Origin of the sequence: Streptomyces sp. NPDC024017 (assembly GCF_040638895.1) — a bacterium.
Taxonomy (GTDB): domain Bacteria; phylum Actinomycetota; class Actinomycetes; order Streptomycetales; family Streptomycetaceae; genus Streptomyces.
The window spans coordinates 18,677-33,157 of sequence record NZ_JBEZYZ010000017.1 but is presented as its reverse complement, the minus strand read 5'-3'; the positions used below and the strand labels follow the sequence as shown (position 1 = coordinate 33,157).

Here is a 14,481-nt window from a genome sequence, read left to right as displayed (position 1 = left end):
TCACCCCGGGATGACGACCGTACGCAGCTCCCCGTCGCCGAGGTGGAGCATGCCCTTGCCGGGGGCGACCTGGCCGCCGACCATGCTGCGGTTGAGACGGACGCCGACGAGGTCGCCGCTGGAGGACTCCTGGGGGGAGAGCAGGATGCCCCGGCGGGCCTTCTTCGCGTCGACCTGCCAGCCCGAGAAGCCGCTGCACACGTCCTCCTCGTCACCGGCGATGACGAGCGCGAGCCCGCGCTCCGCGCCGCGGGAGACCAGCTTCTTCATCTGGCTCTCGGCGTCACAGTCCTCCAGGAGCTCGCCGTCGTCGACGAGGACGGCGATCGGCTCCTCCAGGGACGCCTGGTCGATGAGCTCCTCGAACTCGTCCTCGTCGATGTCGTCACCGGTGAAGACCTTCAGCACGCCGTCCGTGCCGTCGAGACCGCGGAGCGGGGACTGCCGCGGGGCCGCGATGACCAGGCGGGTGCCCTGGGCCAGGAACGAGTGGGCGAAGTTCAGCAGGACCGTCGAGCGGCCCGACTTCGCCGGGCCGGCGATGACGAACGCCGGTACGCCCTGGGCCAGATCGGGGCCGAAGCCGATGATCTCGTCGCCGCCGATGCCGACCAGACCCCACAGACGCGAACGGGACGCGTCCGGGTCGCGCATCTCCCACGCCTCCGGGAAGGCGATGCGGCTGGGCAGGCTGTCGACCCGGAACGGGCGGCGCGAGCGCGGCACGTCGGCGTCACGGGCCGTGGCCGCCTCGCCGATCGCCGCCAGCGCCGCGGCCTGCCCCTGACCGGTGGTGTCCTGCGCGAGCAGCGCGAACTGCGTCTCCGTACCGAACTCGTTGCGGAACGCACGCCCCGGCGGAATCTCCTCCGGCACCTTGCGGGCCGGGATGCCGAGCGCGGAGAAGTCGCTGCGGTCGGCGAGCCGCAGACCGTACTTGTCCTCGGTGAGGGTCGCGATGCGGCCCACCAGGAGGGTGCGGTCACCCGTCAGGACCAGGTGGATGCCGACGCTCGCGCCCTCGCGCATCATCGTCTGCAACTCGTCGGTCAGCGACCCGTGGTCGACTTCGCCGAGGGTGGGCACCCAGCCCTCCCAGCGGTCCAGCAGCACCACGATGTGCGGCAGCCGCTCGTCCTCGGCGACCGACGCCCGCTGCTCGCCGATGTCCGCGAAGCCCTTCTCCGACAGCACGTCCTGGCGGCGGCTCATCTCGCCCTTGAGCCGGTTGACCAGCCGCACGACCCGCTCGGTCTGGTTACGGCTCACCACCGCACCGCAGTGCGGCAGCCGCGTCAGCGCGTTGAGCGCGCCGTTGCCGCAGTCGATGCCGTAGAGGTGCACGTCGGCGACGGAGTGCGTACGGGCGATGGAACCGGCGAGGGTGCGCAGCACCTGGGAGCGGCCGCTGCGCGGGGCGCCGCCGATCATGAGGTGGCCGAAGGTGGAGAAGTCCACGGCGACCGGGCGGCGCGACTGGCTCGCGGGCAGGTCCTCGATGCCGTACGGGGCCGGCGGCAGCTTGCCGGGGCCGCCGGCGAACGCGGGCAGCTCCACGTCGTCCAGCAGCAGCGTCTCGTCCAGGGCGGGCAGCCACGGGCTGTGCTGCGGCGGGATGCCGAGGGAGGCGTTGGCGTCGCGGATGGTGTCGACGAGGACCTTCAGGTCCGTGATCTCCTCGTCCTCACGGGACTCGGCCTTCGGCTTGACCAGCGCCGCCCGGCCCAGGTCCTCCCAGGTCAGCGGGCCCACCCAGGGCATCAGCACGGCAGGGTCGGCGGCGCCGGGCCGGCGGCCACCGACGCGCCCGGACTGGAAGGGCACCAGGGAGGCGTGCCCGAGCCGGGCGTACGCGCGACCCGGGGTGTTCTTGGAGATGTGCCCGGCCTCGGGCGAGTCGATGACGTCCGACGACTCGCCGCCGTCCGTCACCCGCAGCGCGATACGGAGGTTGGTGTTGGCGCGGATCTCGGGCGAGACGACACCCGACGGGCGCTGTGTGGCCAGCAGCAGGTGAATGCCGAGGGACCGGCCACGCTGGGCGATGTTCACGAGCCCCGTGACGAAGTCGGGCAGGTCACGCACCATCGAGGCGAACTCGTCGATGACGATGAGCAGTCGGGGCACCGGCTGGTGCGACGGATCCCGGCGCACCAGGTCCTGGTAGTCCTCGATGTCCTTGGCGTCGGCGGCGGCCAGGATGTGCTCGCGCCGGTGCAGCTCCGCACCCAGCGACTCCAGGGCCCGCTCCACGAGGTGGGCGTCGAGGTCGGTGACCATGCCGACGGTGTGCGGCAGGTGCACACAGTCCTTGAACGCCGCGCCACCCTTGTAGTCGACCAGCACGAACGTCATGTTCTCGGGCGTGTTCGCCACCGCCAGCGCCGCCACGATGGTCTGCAGCAGCTCCGACTTACCCGAACCGGTCGTACCGGCGATCAGACCGTGCGGACCGTCCTTGCGGATGTCGAGGCCGAACGGCCCGTCGTACGACTCACCGATGACGGCCAGCGTCGACTGCCCGCCCATCCGCCAGCGGGCGACGATCGCGTCACTGGTCGGCGGCTCCAGCTGCAGCACGTCCAGCAGCCGGCTCGAACCCGGGAGCGCCGAGTCCTCGGTCTCGCCGCTGATGTCACGCAGCGGCGACAGCGACCGGGCCAGGCGAAGACACCAGGCGGCGGAGACGAAGTCGGGCCGCACGTCCTTCAGCCGCTCCGCACCGGCCTCCTCGACGCGCAGGCGCAACTGCTCGGTGCGTTCGGCCTGTTCGGGCTGGAGCGCGGTGGTGTGCCAGGCCTGGAACGAGGGGAATCCGCCGGCGACCTGCGGGGACTGCTGCACCTGCTGGGTGGCCGGCTGGTACTCCTCGGCCTTCGGCTCGGCCACGACGTACGCCTGGCACTCGCCGGGCAGGAACCGCTCCTCGGCGTCCAGGCAGATGGCGAACATGGACACGGACGGCCCTTCGCGCAGCAGCCGTACGACGCCGGGGAGGGACCTGAGACGCCGCGACCCGTCCCACACCACCACGATGTCGGGGTCGCCGAAGCTCGAATTGCCCTGCGACTTGTTCTCCTCGGCGGCCTTCTTGCGCGCGTCGAGGATCTGCGTCAGCTCGCCGATGCGGGCGCCGACGGTCTCGGCGTCCGTCCCGATGAGCGCGTTGACGTCCTGCCCGCCGGACGGCCGCGCGTGCGGCAGCCAGCGCACCCAGTCCCAGGACTCCTGCGCGGCGTTGTCGCTCAGCACGTAGAACTGCACGTCCATCGGGCTGTGCAGCGCCGCGGTCTGCGCGACGGCCCAGCGCCCGAGGGACCGGGCGGAGTCGCCGGGCCCGGCCATGCCGACGACACCGAGGGTGCGCAGGTGCAGCGCGACCGGGGCGTCCTCGATCTTCCAGGTCACCTGGCGGCGGTGGTCGTCCTGCTCCGGGTCGTCGAGCACCACCTCGGAGGGCAACTGCCCGGTGCCGAAACGGATCAGGAGGTGGTCGCGGTCGGTGCGGCGCCGCTCCCACAGACGGGTACGGGGCCCGGTTCCGAGGGCGAGCACGGTCGCCGGGTCGGGTATGGCCTGCCGCCGGTCGTTCCGCTCGGCGACCAGCGCGTCCTGGGCGTCCTTCTCGATCCGCTCCTTCTGCTCCTCGTACTCCTTGACCTGCTTGGCGTGCGACTTACGCCCGTGCTTCTTGTCGTTGTAGTAGTTGGCGAAGAGCAGGATCGGGCTGAGGGCAGCCATGATCAGGTAGTACCAGCGCTGGAAGATCATCACCGACACGACGGCACCGACCAGCGGCGTGAGCGCCATCAGCCAGGGCAGCGGCCTGGCCTCGTACTCACGGGGCGGCGACGGCAGCCGGAAGCTGGTCTGCCGCTCGGGCGGACGCAGCCGCGGGGGGCGGTTGTAGTCGAGGCCGATGCCGTCGTCGGACCACTTGAGGGCGGCGTTCGGGGGTGTGTACCGGATGAGTTCGAGAAGGGTGTTGCCGACGGCGATCTGAGCGCCGAGGGGCCACTCGGTGGGGCCGTCCTTCTTCTCTTCCTTCTTCTCCTGGTCCTTCTTCTTGCCGCTCTTCTTGCCGCTCGGCTCGTCCTCTTCCTTCTCTGCGAGGGACTTGCCGTCGAGGGTGACGTGTTCCTTGTCCATGTGCACGGCGACCTGGCAGGTGCCGTCGGTGGCGACCGAGAGGGTGAGGGCCCGGGCGTCGACCTCGGGATCGTCGATCCGGACGTACGACGCCGCCCCGCTGCCGATGTCGTAACGCCCGACGCCGAGCCGGTGCACGAACCCGGCCGCGGGCCCGCCGACGACACGCAGCTCGACGAGCCCGGTCGGTTCCCCCGGAAGACACCCGGAGGGATCCTGCAGACTGACGACGGCACCCTCACGCAGGGGCGATCCGACGACGGTGGCGTTGGGATCGACGGCGTACCCGTCCACGTACACGAGGGGCGCGTTGTTGGCCGGCGCGTGCCGGTGCTGCCCGAGCGGGATGACCTGCGCCCCGCTGTGCCCCACCTGCTTGGCCAGCTCCTGCGCGATGTCCCCCACGGTGGACTCAGGATCGGCATCGAGCACGACGTCGACGGTGCCACCGCCGTACGGGTCGACGACGGTCAGAGCCAGGCGCACGACTTGTCCTCCCCGTGCCACTGGGCCGGTACGGCCGCTGTGGTGTCTGTCGCTGGTTCCGCTGTTCCTCCGCTGTGCCGATCTCCTCGGTCACGCGGGTCCCAGCGGTACAGGGACGATATCCGTTCGGTACGACGGCGGGGCAATGGGGATGCGCCGTGACGTTCCCGATGGCAACGGCGTCCACGCTTTCATGACGTCTCGTTCACAAGGCGGGTATGGGGCACCACAGGCCACACCCGTAAGCTGCTGACGCAAGAGCGGACGATCACACCGGTTGCCGGCTGTGACTGCAACTCGGCTTCCGGGCCGGTGAGTCCGCAAACAGGGAAGCCACGGGGGTTGGCCCTGCGGCGTTGCGAGAGGGAGCGGCTTCATGGCCAAGGACCTTGATGTCACATATCAGGACATGCGGGATGCAGCCAAGCATGTCGTGAAGGAGAAGGAAAAGCTCCAGGAGAAGCTCGAGGGCCTGAAGAAGTACATCAACAACCTCGTGCAGGGCGGCTACGTCACGAAGAGCTCGTCGAAGGCGTTCGACGAGAACTTCGACGAGTTCGTGCGCGGCATGAAGGACACGCTGGACGGTCTGGACGGCATGGGTGACTACCTGACCATGGCTGCGGACAAGTTCGAGCAGATCGACGAGGAGCTGGCCAAGCAGGCTCGGAGCAAGTAGAGCCAGGGGCTTGCCCGGGCGCCGGCAGCGGATACCGCCGGCGCCCGGCACCCGGCCGGCGACCCACCGGTGGGACTCGTCAGTTGTCGGGGAGAGGCTGCCGGAGCAGGTAGGTGTGGAGGTCGCTGCGGAGCTCTTCCGTCTCGACGCGAAGCCAGGACCCGTCACGAAAACGCATGAGCAACATCCTCGTCTCGAACTCGCCGGAGAACGGGTCGACGAGGGTGGCTTCGGAGGCGGGGAGCCGGGCGACGATCTGCATGGCCTTCTCCCTTCCCACGGTGATCCGCTGCGGTGGAGCTGCCAGGACGATCCCGTCCTTGGTGGCGAGCAACAGCCGCTGATGGTGAGTCGAGTGGCTGTACCACTGCAGCAGGAACTGCCCGGCGTTGCCCTGCCAGTTACCGTCGAAGACCCGGTCGAGCCCTTGTTCGGCAACCGTGGCGTCCCGACGCCTGTCGTCCTCGTCCTTGGCTCGCAGTCGTTCCTTCTCGCCTTGTGTGGCGAGGGCCCGCTTGAACGCTTCTTCCATGTTGGACAGAAGGGTCAGCAGCATGAGGAGGGGCATGAACGGTACAGCGAGGACTGCACCGAGCATGCCCAGCGGGCGCAGTCTTCCCGGCCGGAGTCGAGGGGAACCGGCAGCCTGAAGCACCTCCGCGGGGGGTTGCGGGATCTTGTCGATCGTGCACCATTCCCCCGCTTCGGCGTGGATGCCGAGGCGGTCCGCTATCACGCGCTGCTTGCCCCTGGATGTCACGTCACGACTCTCCTTGTCGACGCGGAAAAGTTCGGTATGCCGAGAGCGTATCGGGTGCCGGGCGCGAAGTGGAGTGACGAACGTCCGGCCTGTGCTCAAGCGCATCCTGTTTAACCGAGAGAAACCAGAAAGAGAAGTATTCATGGGGGACCATATCAAGGCGGACCTTGCCGCCATCAAGCGATGCTCGCGCGATCTCACCAAGATTCACGGCGAATTCGAGCGGCATGGTAATCCCGCGGATGAGTATGGCCGAGCTATCGGTCATGGCGGCTTGAAAGATGCCTTCTCTGAATTCGGGGACACCTGGAAGAAAACTCGGAAGAAACTGATGAAGGAACTTGAGCTGCTGGCCGAGTTCACCTCAACAGCCGCCAAGGCGTACGACGAAGTCGATCAGAAGTTGGCACAGGCCATCCGGGATGCCAAGGCGCAGAGCAAGGGGAAGAAGTGAGCAGGACGGACGCCGACTGGCCGCCTCTGTGGCATGACGACCCTACGCCGGGCGATCCGGAGGAAGTGGCCGAGCTGGGGCGCAAGTTGCGCAAGATGGCCAACATGATCGAAGAGCAGTCACGGGTCATCAAGGCGCTTGCGTCCGTGGAGGGTTGGGACAGCGAGGCCGGTAAGGGTTTCCATGAGCTGGCCGGTGGCACGGCGGACAAGCTGAAGAAGTCTTTCGAGCGCTACGACGAGGCGGCCAAAGCCATCGGAGAAGACGTGCGCGAAGGGAGCTCGGACCAGTTCGCCAGCGAGATGCGCCGTGCGCAGCGAAAGGCCGACAAGGCGCTGAGCGACTATCGCGAAGCCAAGAGCGACCACGACCTTGCGGACCGTGAGGTGCAGAAGTACGACGATAAATACCCGATGCGGAACATTCCGGCGGCAGAGAAGGACGAGTACGACCGCTGGGTCAAAAAGCGCTCCGAGGCTTTGCTTCGCCTCGGTGATTCCCGGAAGGCTGTGAAGGACGCCAGGGAAATCTACGACGATGCGGGGGACAAGGCTGCTCGTCATATCAAGAACGTTGTGCATCACGATGCGGTTCGGGACCCAGGCGGGTTCATGAACTTCTTGGCTGACTGGGCGGATATGCTGTCGAACATCTCAGCTGTGCTGTCCGTGCTGGCCGTCATCTGTGCTTTCGTTCCGCCGTTGCAGTTCCTGACTCCCATTTTTGCGACTCTTGCCGTGCTGTCCAGTGCCGCCGCGCTCGCTGGCCATGCGTACGACATGTCAGTGCGCGGGGGGAAGGTCGACTGGCTGAAGCTGGGAGCCGATGCGCTCGGGATTCTGCCGGGCATGGGGGCCTTGAAGGGGTTCAGGGCTCTGACCGGCCTCAAGGGGCTCGCGAAAGTCAAGGCATTCGGAAGTCTCAAGACCATTGGGTCGTTCCGGGGCATGGCGGCGATGGACGGAATTGGGCACGCGTTCCTGAATGGGGTCGCTGTCACGGTGACCAACAAGGTCCTGGGCAGGGTGGCGCGCAACGAGCTCGTCGACGGCAGGAAGGTCACGGCGGTGGTCAAGGGCATGGGGCTCGGCAGCGCCTTGCACAGGATGCTCAGCGGTGAGAACGGCGAGAAGACGGGATACCAGGAGCCGGAGGCCGCAAAGCCGACTCCTTCGCCGTCTCCCTCACCCGGCCCCGCCCCGAGTGTCACACCCAAGGCATTCAACACGGCTCTGGCGGCGTAGGTCTCGGGGCATGTCCGAGGAGGGCAGATGCTGTGAACGACAATGACGAACTGAAGGAATGGGAGTTCATAGGACGCCGGGGCGGTGACGTCGCCACATTGGTCAGTGGCTCGGTGATCGCTGCTGTCCCCGAAGCGAATCGAGCTGCGAAGCAAGCAGAGCAGGAACTGCGGTTCGACTTCCTTGACGACCGGGCGGTGCTGACAATGCTGCGTCGGCGCCATCACGACGAAGAGGACATGTTCAAGGCGGGCTTCGCGCATGGAGTGCCCTTGGCCTTCGTGGGCCTCGGGGCCGTGCTCTATTGGGGCGGTGTGGCTCAGTACTGGGAGACCGCCGCCCCCCGCAACGCCTATCTGGCGGTCGCCATCACCGTCGTGGTGACTCAGGTCTTCTTCTTCGTGCGCAGTGCGATGTCGCACTGGGGCGACCCGGTCCAACAGAACCTGCGGGCACGGGCGGCCAGGTACCGAAAGATCGCGCACATCGCTCGACGGGGAGGGGCGGACATCCCCGCTCACTATCCGCACTACGGGCCCTACCCCTTCGCAGCGACATTCCGTCCTGAAGTGGACGATCGCGAACAGTCCGAGAGTGAAGGTGCAGATGACCACGGACACCGTTGACGAAGCCCGGCGCAGTCTGACGGACAGCGGCGGGATAGAGGTCCGTTGGATCATGCCGGAGGGTTTCCTCGAGCTGCCCTTCGAGGCGGATGACCTGGATGAGCTGGCTGGGCAACTGGTCGAGCTGGCCAAGCAGGCGTTGCCCGGTGCCGACGAGGAAGTGCAGGTGCAGTACGCCGCGATGTGCGCGGCGCACTACGACGAGTTCATCGAGGCGGGCGTGCAGTACGCCGGCTTCGTCACCACGGAGGTCGACGGCGTCCGCTGCACGGCCACGGTGAATGTCAGCCTCCTGGACCTCGACGAGCGAGCCGGCGCCAATCCGGTGGGCTTCATCGCGACCACGATGCGGCACCTGGAGCTCGGACAGATCGAAGAAGTGCAGCTGCCCTGCGGCCCTGCCGTGACATGCGTCGGCAACCGGTCTTCCAACGTCGACGGCAGTTTGACCCAGTCGGGCCAGGACGAGCCGATCTGGACGTCTTTCATACAGGTGCAGATTCCCCTGAACAACGGGACCGTCCTGCTGCTGGAGATGGGCACGCCGACGGTCGAAGGGTGGGACGTCTTTTCCGCCATGTTCGCCGGGGTCGTGAAGAGCGTCCGCTTCTTCGACATCGACGGAGCGCCGCTGGTGATGCCGGGATGAAGGAGCCGGCACCGGGCGGTACCTCACCGAGGGTGGGGGCGCCCAGGGACTACAAGCTGCTGGTTCCTCGCGAGTGGTTCCGTGTCGACCTCATGCGAGACCGCTGGCGCGCTCAGCTCAAGACGTTCGTCGACGCTCAGTCGGAGGGTCGGCACGTCTCCGCTGAACTCAAACGACACGTCTGGACCACACTGCGCAACACCGCTGAGGCCGGCCGGACTCGCGGAGCCATGGAGTTCTTCCTCCTGACGACCTCACGGGACGGTGGCCTCCCGGCCTCGCTCCTGGTGTCGGTGATTCCGCTGGGCGATACCCCAGCTGACCCGGAGAAGTACGCTGCTTGGCTCGAACTGCGAGAGCCTGACGGTGCAGGACGGCGGCACGTGTCGGTGGTGGAGCTGACGGCAGGGCCGGCTGTCCGCGTTCTCGGTGCCACCACGTTGAACGTCCATGTTCTGATGCCCGGCGAGGTCGGTTACCTGACGCTCTCCTTCTCGTCTCCGCTCACCGGGATGGCCGGTCCGATGGGGCGCTTGTGTGACGCCATCGCGGGCTCACTTCGGTGGGTGGAGTGACTCGGAGGGAGACAGATGCAGAGGCAAGTTGATGAGACGGGCGCCGATCGGCGCTCGGGAGTGCGCGATGGCTTGGGAATCGCCGTAGTGATCCTCTGCCTGGTGGTCGGCACGGGACTGGTGCTGCTGCTCACGGGCCTGTGGAAGGGGTTCGCACGCGAGACCATCCCGACCGTGTTGGGACTGCCCGGAGGCTCTTGGGCGCTGGGTGCGGCCCTCGCGTTGATCACCGTGCTGGGGGTGATCGGAGGGCTGCGTTGCACCCCCGGAGTCTCGGGCGAAACCCGCCTGGCGCGTGGACTGCGATCCGCGGGAACAGCGCTGTGTTGCGCGGCCGCTTTCGGGCCGCTTTTCTACCTGCTGAGTGGCTTGCGTGCCAGGAACTGTCGTTCGACGAGTTGCGCATACATCCCGGGGACAGGCACCGCGTTCCTCGCCTACGTCGTCACTGCCGGCCTGGTCGGCTGGTCCGTCCACCACTGGGCCAGTGCGCGGGCAGCGGACAAACTCGCGCTGGAGCAGGCGCGGGTGCGGAGGCTTCGGAAGAAGGGCAAAGGGAAGAGCCGCGCCGCTCGCAGGTGAAGGCCGCCTCCACCGCGAATCAGTGATCGGTTGTATCGGTCGGCACATCCGTCGGATCGATGAATGACGTTGCTTGATGCCGTAGCCCCAGTCGTCGGCGAAGTCCTGGACGTCTTCGATGAGTTGGCTCTCGCCGACGGCCGAGGAGTCGGCGCCTCGAAGGTCGCGGCGCGCGTCCTCCATGCGGTCGCTGATGGAGGAGAAGGTCTTCTTCAAGTGCTCGAACACGGTGTCTTCGAGGCGCAGATCGCTCATGGTGGCGCTCAGTCTCTGTCGGTGGATGGCGGCCTGCGGAGTGGCGGACCCCGCCTGTGCCGGGTCAGCGGGTGTCGGCCGCGAGCATGCGGTGGCTGATGTCGCGGCCGTAGTGTCCGTTGAGTGGGCCTGCACAGGTGATGCGCGGCGGCGTGCGGAGCGGAAGGCGACGCTTCAAGTGACTCCCCCGAGAAGCGAGAGAGGTCTGCCAGGTGACACCGACGGTATCTGCTGAGTTCCGCGGTTCGCCAGCGCGAAGTTCTCGGTGGAGGCTGGGCGATTTCTGGGGGTGGGGGTGGGGGTGGAGTTGGGAATGCCCAACTGTCGGGCGCACCTCTTACGAAAGGCGGGCCTGTGAAAGTTCATGAAATGGGCGGCCTTCGGTGTGAAGAGCTCTTCACGAAGATTGCACGATGAAATCAACCCGGGGGTGCGGTGCCGCAGCCGACTGCCGATGCGGCGGGCCAGGCCCGGAGCCGGGCGGAACGGGGCGAGACGGCTGGAGAGGCGGTCGCTCCAGCTCTCCTGCTCCTTGCCGCTCGTACCCCTTGCAGCGCAGCGGCTGCCCGTGCCGGCCCAGTGATCTCACGAAGCATGACCGGACAACGACATCACCGCTCACCGCTCGAACCGCCCGCGGCGGCGCCGGTCAATGGGCCGTCCTGGGAAGCCGGAGCGTCCGCGCGAAGTCGTCCAGCGCCTCCAATGCCGCGGCCATCACTTCCGGATCGTCGTGGTGCCCACGGAGGCAGACGTCGGGGATGCCGGGCGGGGTGTGCCAGTGATAGGTCACGGAGGTCATCATGATGGTGCTGTCCGCCGGGTAGGAGCGGGTGACCCGGATGCCGTCCTCGCCCAGATGTGGGGAGGCGAAAGGAATGCTGCCGGTGCGTTGCTGCCACTCGGGAATGTCCTGGTGTGGCACGGTCGGCGCACTGAACCCCTCACAGGAGGCCGTGTCAGGGGCTTCGCAGTGGATGCGGGTGGCGTGCATCACCAGGGGCATGTAGGTGAGTGGAACTGGGTGGTAAATAAACGCTTCGTCGGCCTGGAGTTTGTCTCGCAAGATGACGATCGTCTGCTCGTAGAAGTTCCTGTGGAAGCGGCGGAGCTTACGGGTGAGTTCGATGTTGTGAATGGCGGCCAAGCCGATCAGGTGCTGGTCCAGCCATTCTTTGAAGGTCTTCTTGTCCGTCTGGAGCCATAGGTAGCCCCAGAGGCCCGTATTGGCATCCGTATCGACGTGGAGCGCACCGAGGTCGGCGCTCCACAGGGTGCCTTCGGACATGAGCGGTCTCTTTCGTCAGGGGCGTGGGCAGGGGCGTTCAGGCGTAGCTCCAGCGGAAGGTGCTCATCACGGCGTCGAACAGCTCCACGAGGGTGTCGTAGAAGGCGGGATCCGAGCCGGGTGCGATCAGTGCGCTGAAGGAGAAGGTGAGGTACTGGTCAGGCGCGCTGTCCGGGATCGGCACGAGGTACTCGACCCGGCGGTGAGCGACGTCGACGCCCTGGGCCGCGTCGGCGGCTACATCTCGCTCTGAGCGGAGGGCCGCGGTGTCGTCGAGCTCCCGCAACTCGGCTCCGGGGGTTTCGGAGGCGAGCGCGGCCAGGACCGTCTCTGGGCCGCTGTCGGGCGTGACCCGCGGAATCTCGATCGGCTCGGAGGCCACGATCGAGACGGGCAGTGCGACGCCATGGAGGCGTTCGGTGGGGAGGTAGAGGGTCATTCCCCCTTTGGCCCTGGCCCGGCGGACGACCTTCTTTATCTCTTGCGTGAGTTTCAGTCGGGCCTTCGGAATGTCGTCCTTGGGAAAGCCGACGGGAAGCTGTGCGACGGCCTTGCGAACGATGCGGTCCATTGCTTCCTCGGTGCCTGTGTGCAGAGGAATCACGTCCCAGCCGGGCGGTGGCACGAGGTTGAAGCCGTTCGGTGCCCGTCGGTGCTCAGTGGCGGTCATGGTGCTCCCGCATCACTTCCACGGCGTAAGTAACGCCAACGAAAAGGGCCCACGCCGGGGCGGCGATGATGCCCGGCCAGAAGCCGAGCATCAAAGAAGGCAGGAAGAAGCCGCTACCCATGGCGAGATCTCTGGTGAGGTATGGCGGACGTCCCGCATATCGGGGGTACTTCGCGAAGACCCAGGCATAGTGCAGGAGGCAGCCGATGATCCCGGCCTCATAGGCGTAAAGAACGTCATCTCTTAGAGACTTCGGCACGAGGATCATGATTCCGATCACCGGGAATACCAGCGGCATTCCGATAAACAGAGTAAGCCTGAGCCGCCGGTTGGGGCCGGTGCCGAGTCCCGTGCGGGCTGCTTCGGCTTCGACAATGCGTTGCGCGGAGGGCAGGTCCATGATCGGTCCTCACCAGTGGGTGTCGGGGGCGGGCTTGAGGGTGTTGTCCTTCCAGTCGGAATACCCCTGGTTGTACGGCTTTTCGCCGGTTCCGAGGTTTTCGTGTGTCCAGCTTGTCATGTCGCTCTTTCCCAGCGTCTTGTCCATGACGTCCATTCCCATGCCGGTCCAGGCGATGCCGAGGCCCACCTGATAAGACTTGTACGCCTTGTCCGCCGCGGCGGCCGCGGCCTCTGGGAAGGCAGCCTTGTTAGCCTGCAGCATCTTTGCCATGCCGGCCATCTCCTTGTCGCCGAGGTGCAAAAGCGTCGACAACGGGCTGACCTGCAGAGGTCCCTTGGCTACTAGGCCCACGTTCTGGGAGATGGACTTGCGTATGCCGTTACGGGCCGCACCGACTACCTGCCGTCCCGCCCCTTCCGGCATTTTGGACATCAGCCGCCCCATGTCGTCCATGATGCCCTTGACGCCCCTGAGCCCTCGGCTCAGGCCGGCGGTCCGGGCGGCCTGAGCGGCACCCACGGTGGCCTTCGCGCCGCTGGCAAGCTTAGAGGCGGCTCGGAGGCCGCCCACAACGAGCAGCCCACCCACGACGTCGAAGATGACATCCGTCCAGGTGGCGTCGCCGGATGCCACCAGCAGGAGTCTGAGTCCGATCGTGAGCAGCGCGATGCCGAGGACGAGCGCGTTCAAGCCGGGAATGGCGAGTGCCAGAAAGCCCGCAAACGTTGCGATCCAGCCGAGAACGTCTATGAAAGCCTTGATCAGGTCGGCATTGTCGTGGATCCAGCCCTTGAAGTTGTCCCACGGCGAGTCCTCGATCACGTCCTCGATCTCGTCGCGGATCTTCCCGGCATGGTGATTGGCGCGGGTGTCCCGGTCTCCGGTGATCTCGTTCAACCGGTTCCGGTACGACTGGAGAGGATCGTGGTCGGTACCGCTGACGGAGGGCCGGGGGGTGTCCTTGTCGGCGGAGGCGGCTTCCTTCTTCTTCTCCGCCTCGATCTCGCCTTGCTTCTCCTTCGCCTGCTGCAGGACCTTGTCGGCGTCCGACTGGAAGTCCTCCAGCTCGTTCGACCACTTGGTCAGATGGCCGTGCACGCGCTCGTACCGGCCGGCCACCTCCCGCATGTGCTTCTCCAGCGTGCCGGACTCCTCGCGCAGGCGTTTGACGTACTTGCCCTTGAGAGTGTCCTCGTCGCTGATCGCCTTGAGGTTCTTGGCCTGTTCCCGGAGTTTCTCGGCGACCGAGACCATGTGCTTGACCTCGGCGCGGATCTCCTCCGGGTCACCGGGCACGGGGTCGGAGTCACAGAGCGGCTGCCAGTCGACCGGACGGCGCTTGGATGTCGGTGTCACTTCTTCTGCTTCTTCTTGTTCTGCTTGGCCAACTCCTCGTCCAGGCTCACGAACGCCTTCTTGGTGCCGGCGACGAGTTGGCCGACCGATTCGAGCGACTCGACGAGCCGGGTGCGGTAGTCGTCCCAGTTGTCGACGAAGTCCTTCATCACGTCGGCCATCTCACCGGAGCCCCAGTGCTTGTCCATGTCGTCGCGACGGTTCTCGATGTCCTCGAAGGTCTTCTTGAGCTGCCCGAGCTTGCGCTCGCAGTCAGCGAGGAAGTCGTAGTCGACCGTCAGGTCCGAGTCGCTCATGGATGACCC

General features: G+C 66.6%; 14 protein-coding genes. 7 read left to right on the top strand and 7 right to left on the bottom strand.

The genetic code is table 11. The features are described from left to right. Nucleotides 1–4,635: an FtsK/SpoIIIE domain-containing protein gene (locus tag AB0G20_RS35205; RefSeq protein ID WP_361309728.1), complete on the bottom strand. Its 4,635-nt coding sequence runs from the start codon at nucleotides 4,633–4,635 to the stop codon at nucleotides 1–3. A 376-nt stretch (nucleotides 4,636–5,011) separates the two neighbouring features. Here AB0G20_RS35205 and AB0G20_RS35200 point away from each other — a divergent pair, with 376 nt between their 5' ends. Beyond that, entirely contained in the window at nucleotides 5,012–5,314 is a 303-nt protein-coding gene (locus AB0G20_RS35200) for a WXG100 family type VII secretion target (RefSeq protein WP_033309092.1), read from the top strand. Between the two features lie 79 nt (nucleotides 5,315–5,393). On the opposite strand, the gene AB0G20_RS35195 is transcribed toward AB0G20_RS35200, so the two are convergent. Then, a complete protein-coding gene (locus AB0G20_RS35195) occupies nucleotides 5,394–6,074 on the bottom strand; it encodes a hypothetical protein (RefSeq protein ID WP_361309725.1) in 681 nt (226 codons plus the stop codon). 91 nt (nucleotides 6,075–6,165) lie between these two features. Between AB0G20_RS35195 and AB0G20_RS35190 the strand changes: the two genes are divergently transcribed. From AB0G20_RS35190 to AB0G20_RS35165, 6 genes are read left to right on the top strand one after another with little or no spacing between them, the layout of a single operon-like run. Further along, on the top strand, nucleotides 6,166–6,528 hold the full coding sequence (locus AB0G20_RS35190) for a hypothetical protein (protein ID WP_361309722.1): 363 nt from the start codon (nucleotides 6,166–6,168) through the stop codon (nucleotides 6,526–6,528). Continuing rightward, a complete protein-coding gene (locus tag AB0G20_RS35185; protein ID WP_361309719.1) occupies nucleotides 6,525–7,772 on the top strand; it encodes a putative T7SS-secreted protein in 1,248 nt (415 codons plus the stop codon). The genes AB0G20_RS35190 and AB0G20_RS35185 overlap by 4 nt, the downstream gene beginning before the upstream one ends. 32 nt (nucleotides 7,773–7,804) lie before the next feature. Beyond that, a complete protein-coding gene (locus AB0G20_RS35180; RefSeq protein ID WP_361309716.1) occupies nucleotides 7,805–8,398 on the top strand; it encodes a hypothetical protein in 594 nt (197 codons plus the stop codon). Further along, nucleotides 8,379–9,047 (top strand): hypothetical protein, encoded by a 669-nt coding sequence (locus AB0G20_RS35175; RefSeq protein WP_361309713.1) that lies wholly within the window; start codon nucleotides 8,379–8,381, stop codon nucleotides 9,045–9,047. The genes AB0G20_RS35180 and AB0G20_RS35175 overlap by 20 nt, the downstream gene beginning before the upstream one ends. Then, nucleotides 9,044–9,622: a hypothetical protein gene (locus tag AB0G20_RS35170; RefSeq protein WP_361309710.1), complete on the top strand. Its 579-nt coding sequence runs from the start codon at nucleotides 9,044–9,046 to the stop codon at nucleotides 9,620–9,622. Before AB0G20_RS35175 ends, AB0G20_RS35170 begins: the two co-directional genes overlap by 4 nt. Before the next feature lie 15 nt (nucleotides 9,623–9,637). Beyond that, complete coding sequence (locus tag AB0G20_RS35165) at nucleotides 9,638–10,204, top strand: hypothetical protein (RefSeq protein WP_361309708.1); 567 nt, start codon at nucleotides 9,638–9,640, stop codon at nucleotides 10,202–10,204. A 904-nt stretch (nucleotides 10,205–11,108) separates the two neighbouring features. Here AB0G20_RS35165 and AB0G20_RS35160 read toward each other — a convergent pair. The 5 genes from AB0G20_RS35160 to AB0G20_RS35140 form a co-directional block, all read right to left on the bottom strand. Then, on the bottom strand, nucleotides 11,109–11,747 hold the full coding sequence (locus AB0G20_RS35160) for a hypothetical protein (RefSeq protein ID WP_361309705.1): 639 nt from the start codon (nucleotides 11,745–11,747) through the stop codon (nucleotides 11,109–11,111). 37 nt (nucleotides 11,748–11,784) lie between these two features. Further along, nucleotides 11,785–12,318 carry a hypothetical protein gene (locus tag AB0G20_RS35155; protein WP_361309702.1) on the bottom strand — a complete coding sequence of 178 codons (534 nt, stop codon included), beginning with the start codon at nucleotides 12,316–12,318 and terminating at the stop codon, nucleotides 11,785–11,787. Nucleotides 12,319–12,403: 85 nt separating this feature from the next. After that, nucleotides 12,404–12,817, bottom strand: coding sequence for a hypothetical protein (locus tag AB0G20_RS35150; RefSeq protein WP_361309700.1), 414 nt, complete (start codon nucleotides 12,815–12,817; stop codon nucleotides 12,404–12,406). Between the two features lie 9 nt (nucleotides 12,818–12,826). Next, nucleotides 12,827–14,176 carry a hypothetical protein gene (locus AB0G20_RS35145; protein WP_361309698.1) on the bottom strand — a complete coding sequence of 450 codons (1,350 nt, stop codon included), beginning with the start codon at nucleotides 14,174–14,176 and terminating at the stop codon, nucleotides 12,827–12,829. Further along, entirely contained in the window at nucleotides 14,173–14,472 is a 300-nt protein-coding gene (locus tag AB0G20_RS35140; protein ID WP_361309695.1) for a hypothetical protein, read from the bottom strand. The genes AB0G20_RS35145 and AB0G20_RS35140 overlap by 4 nt, the downstream gene beginning before the upstream one ends. Nucleotides 14,473–14,481: the final 9 nt, after the last annotated feature.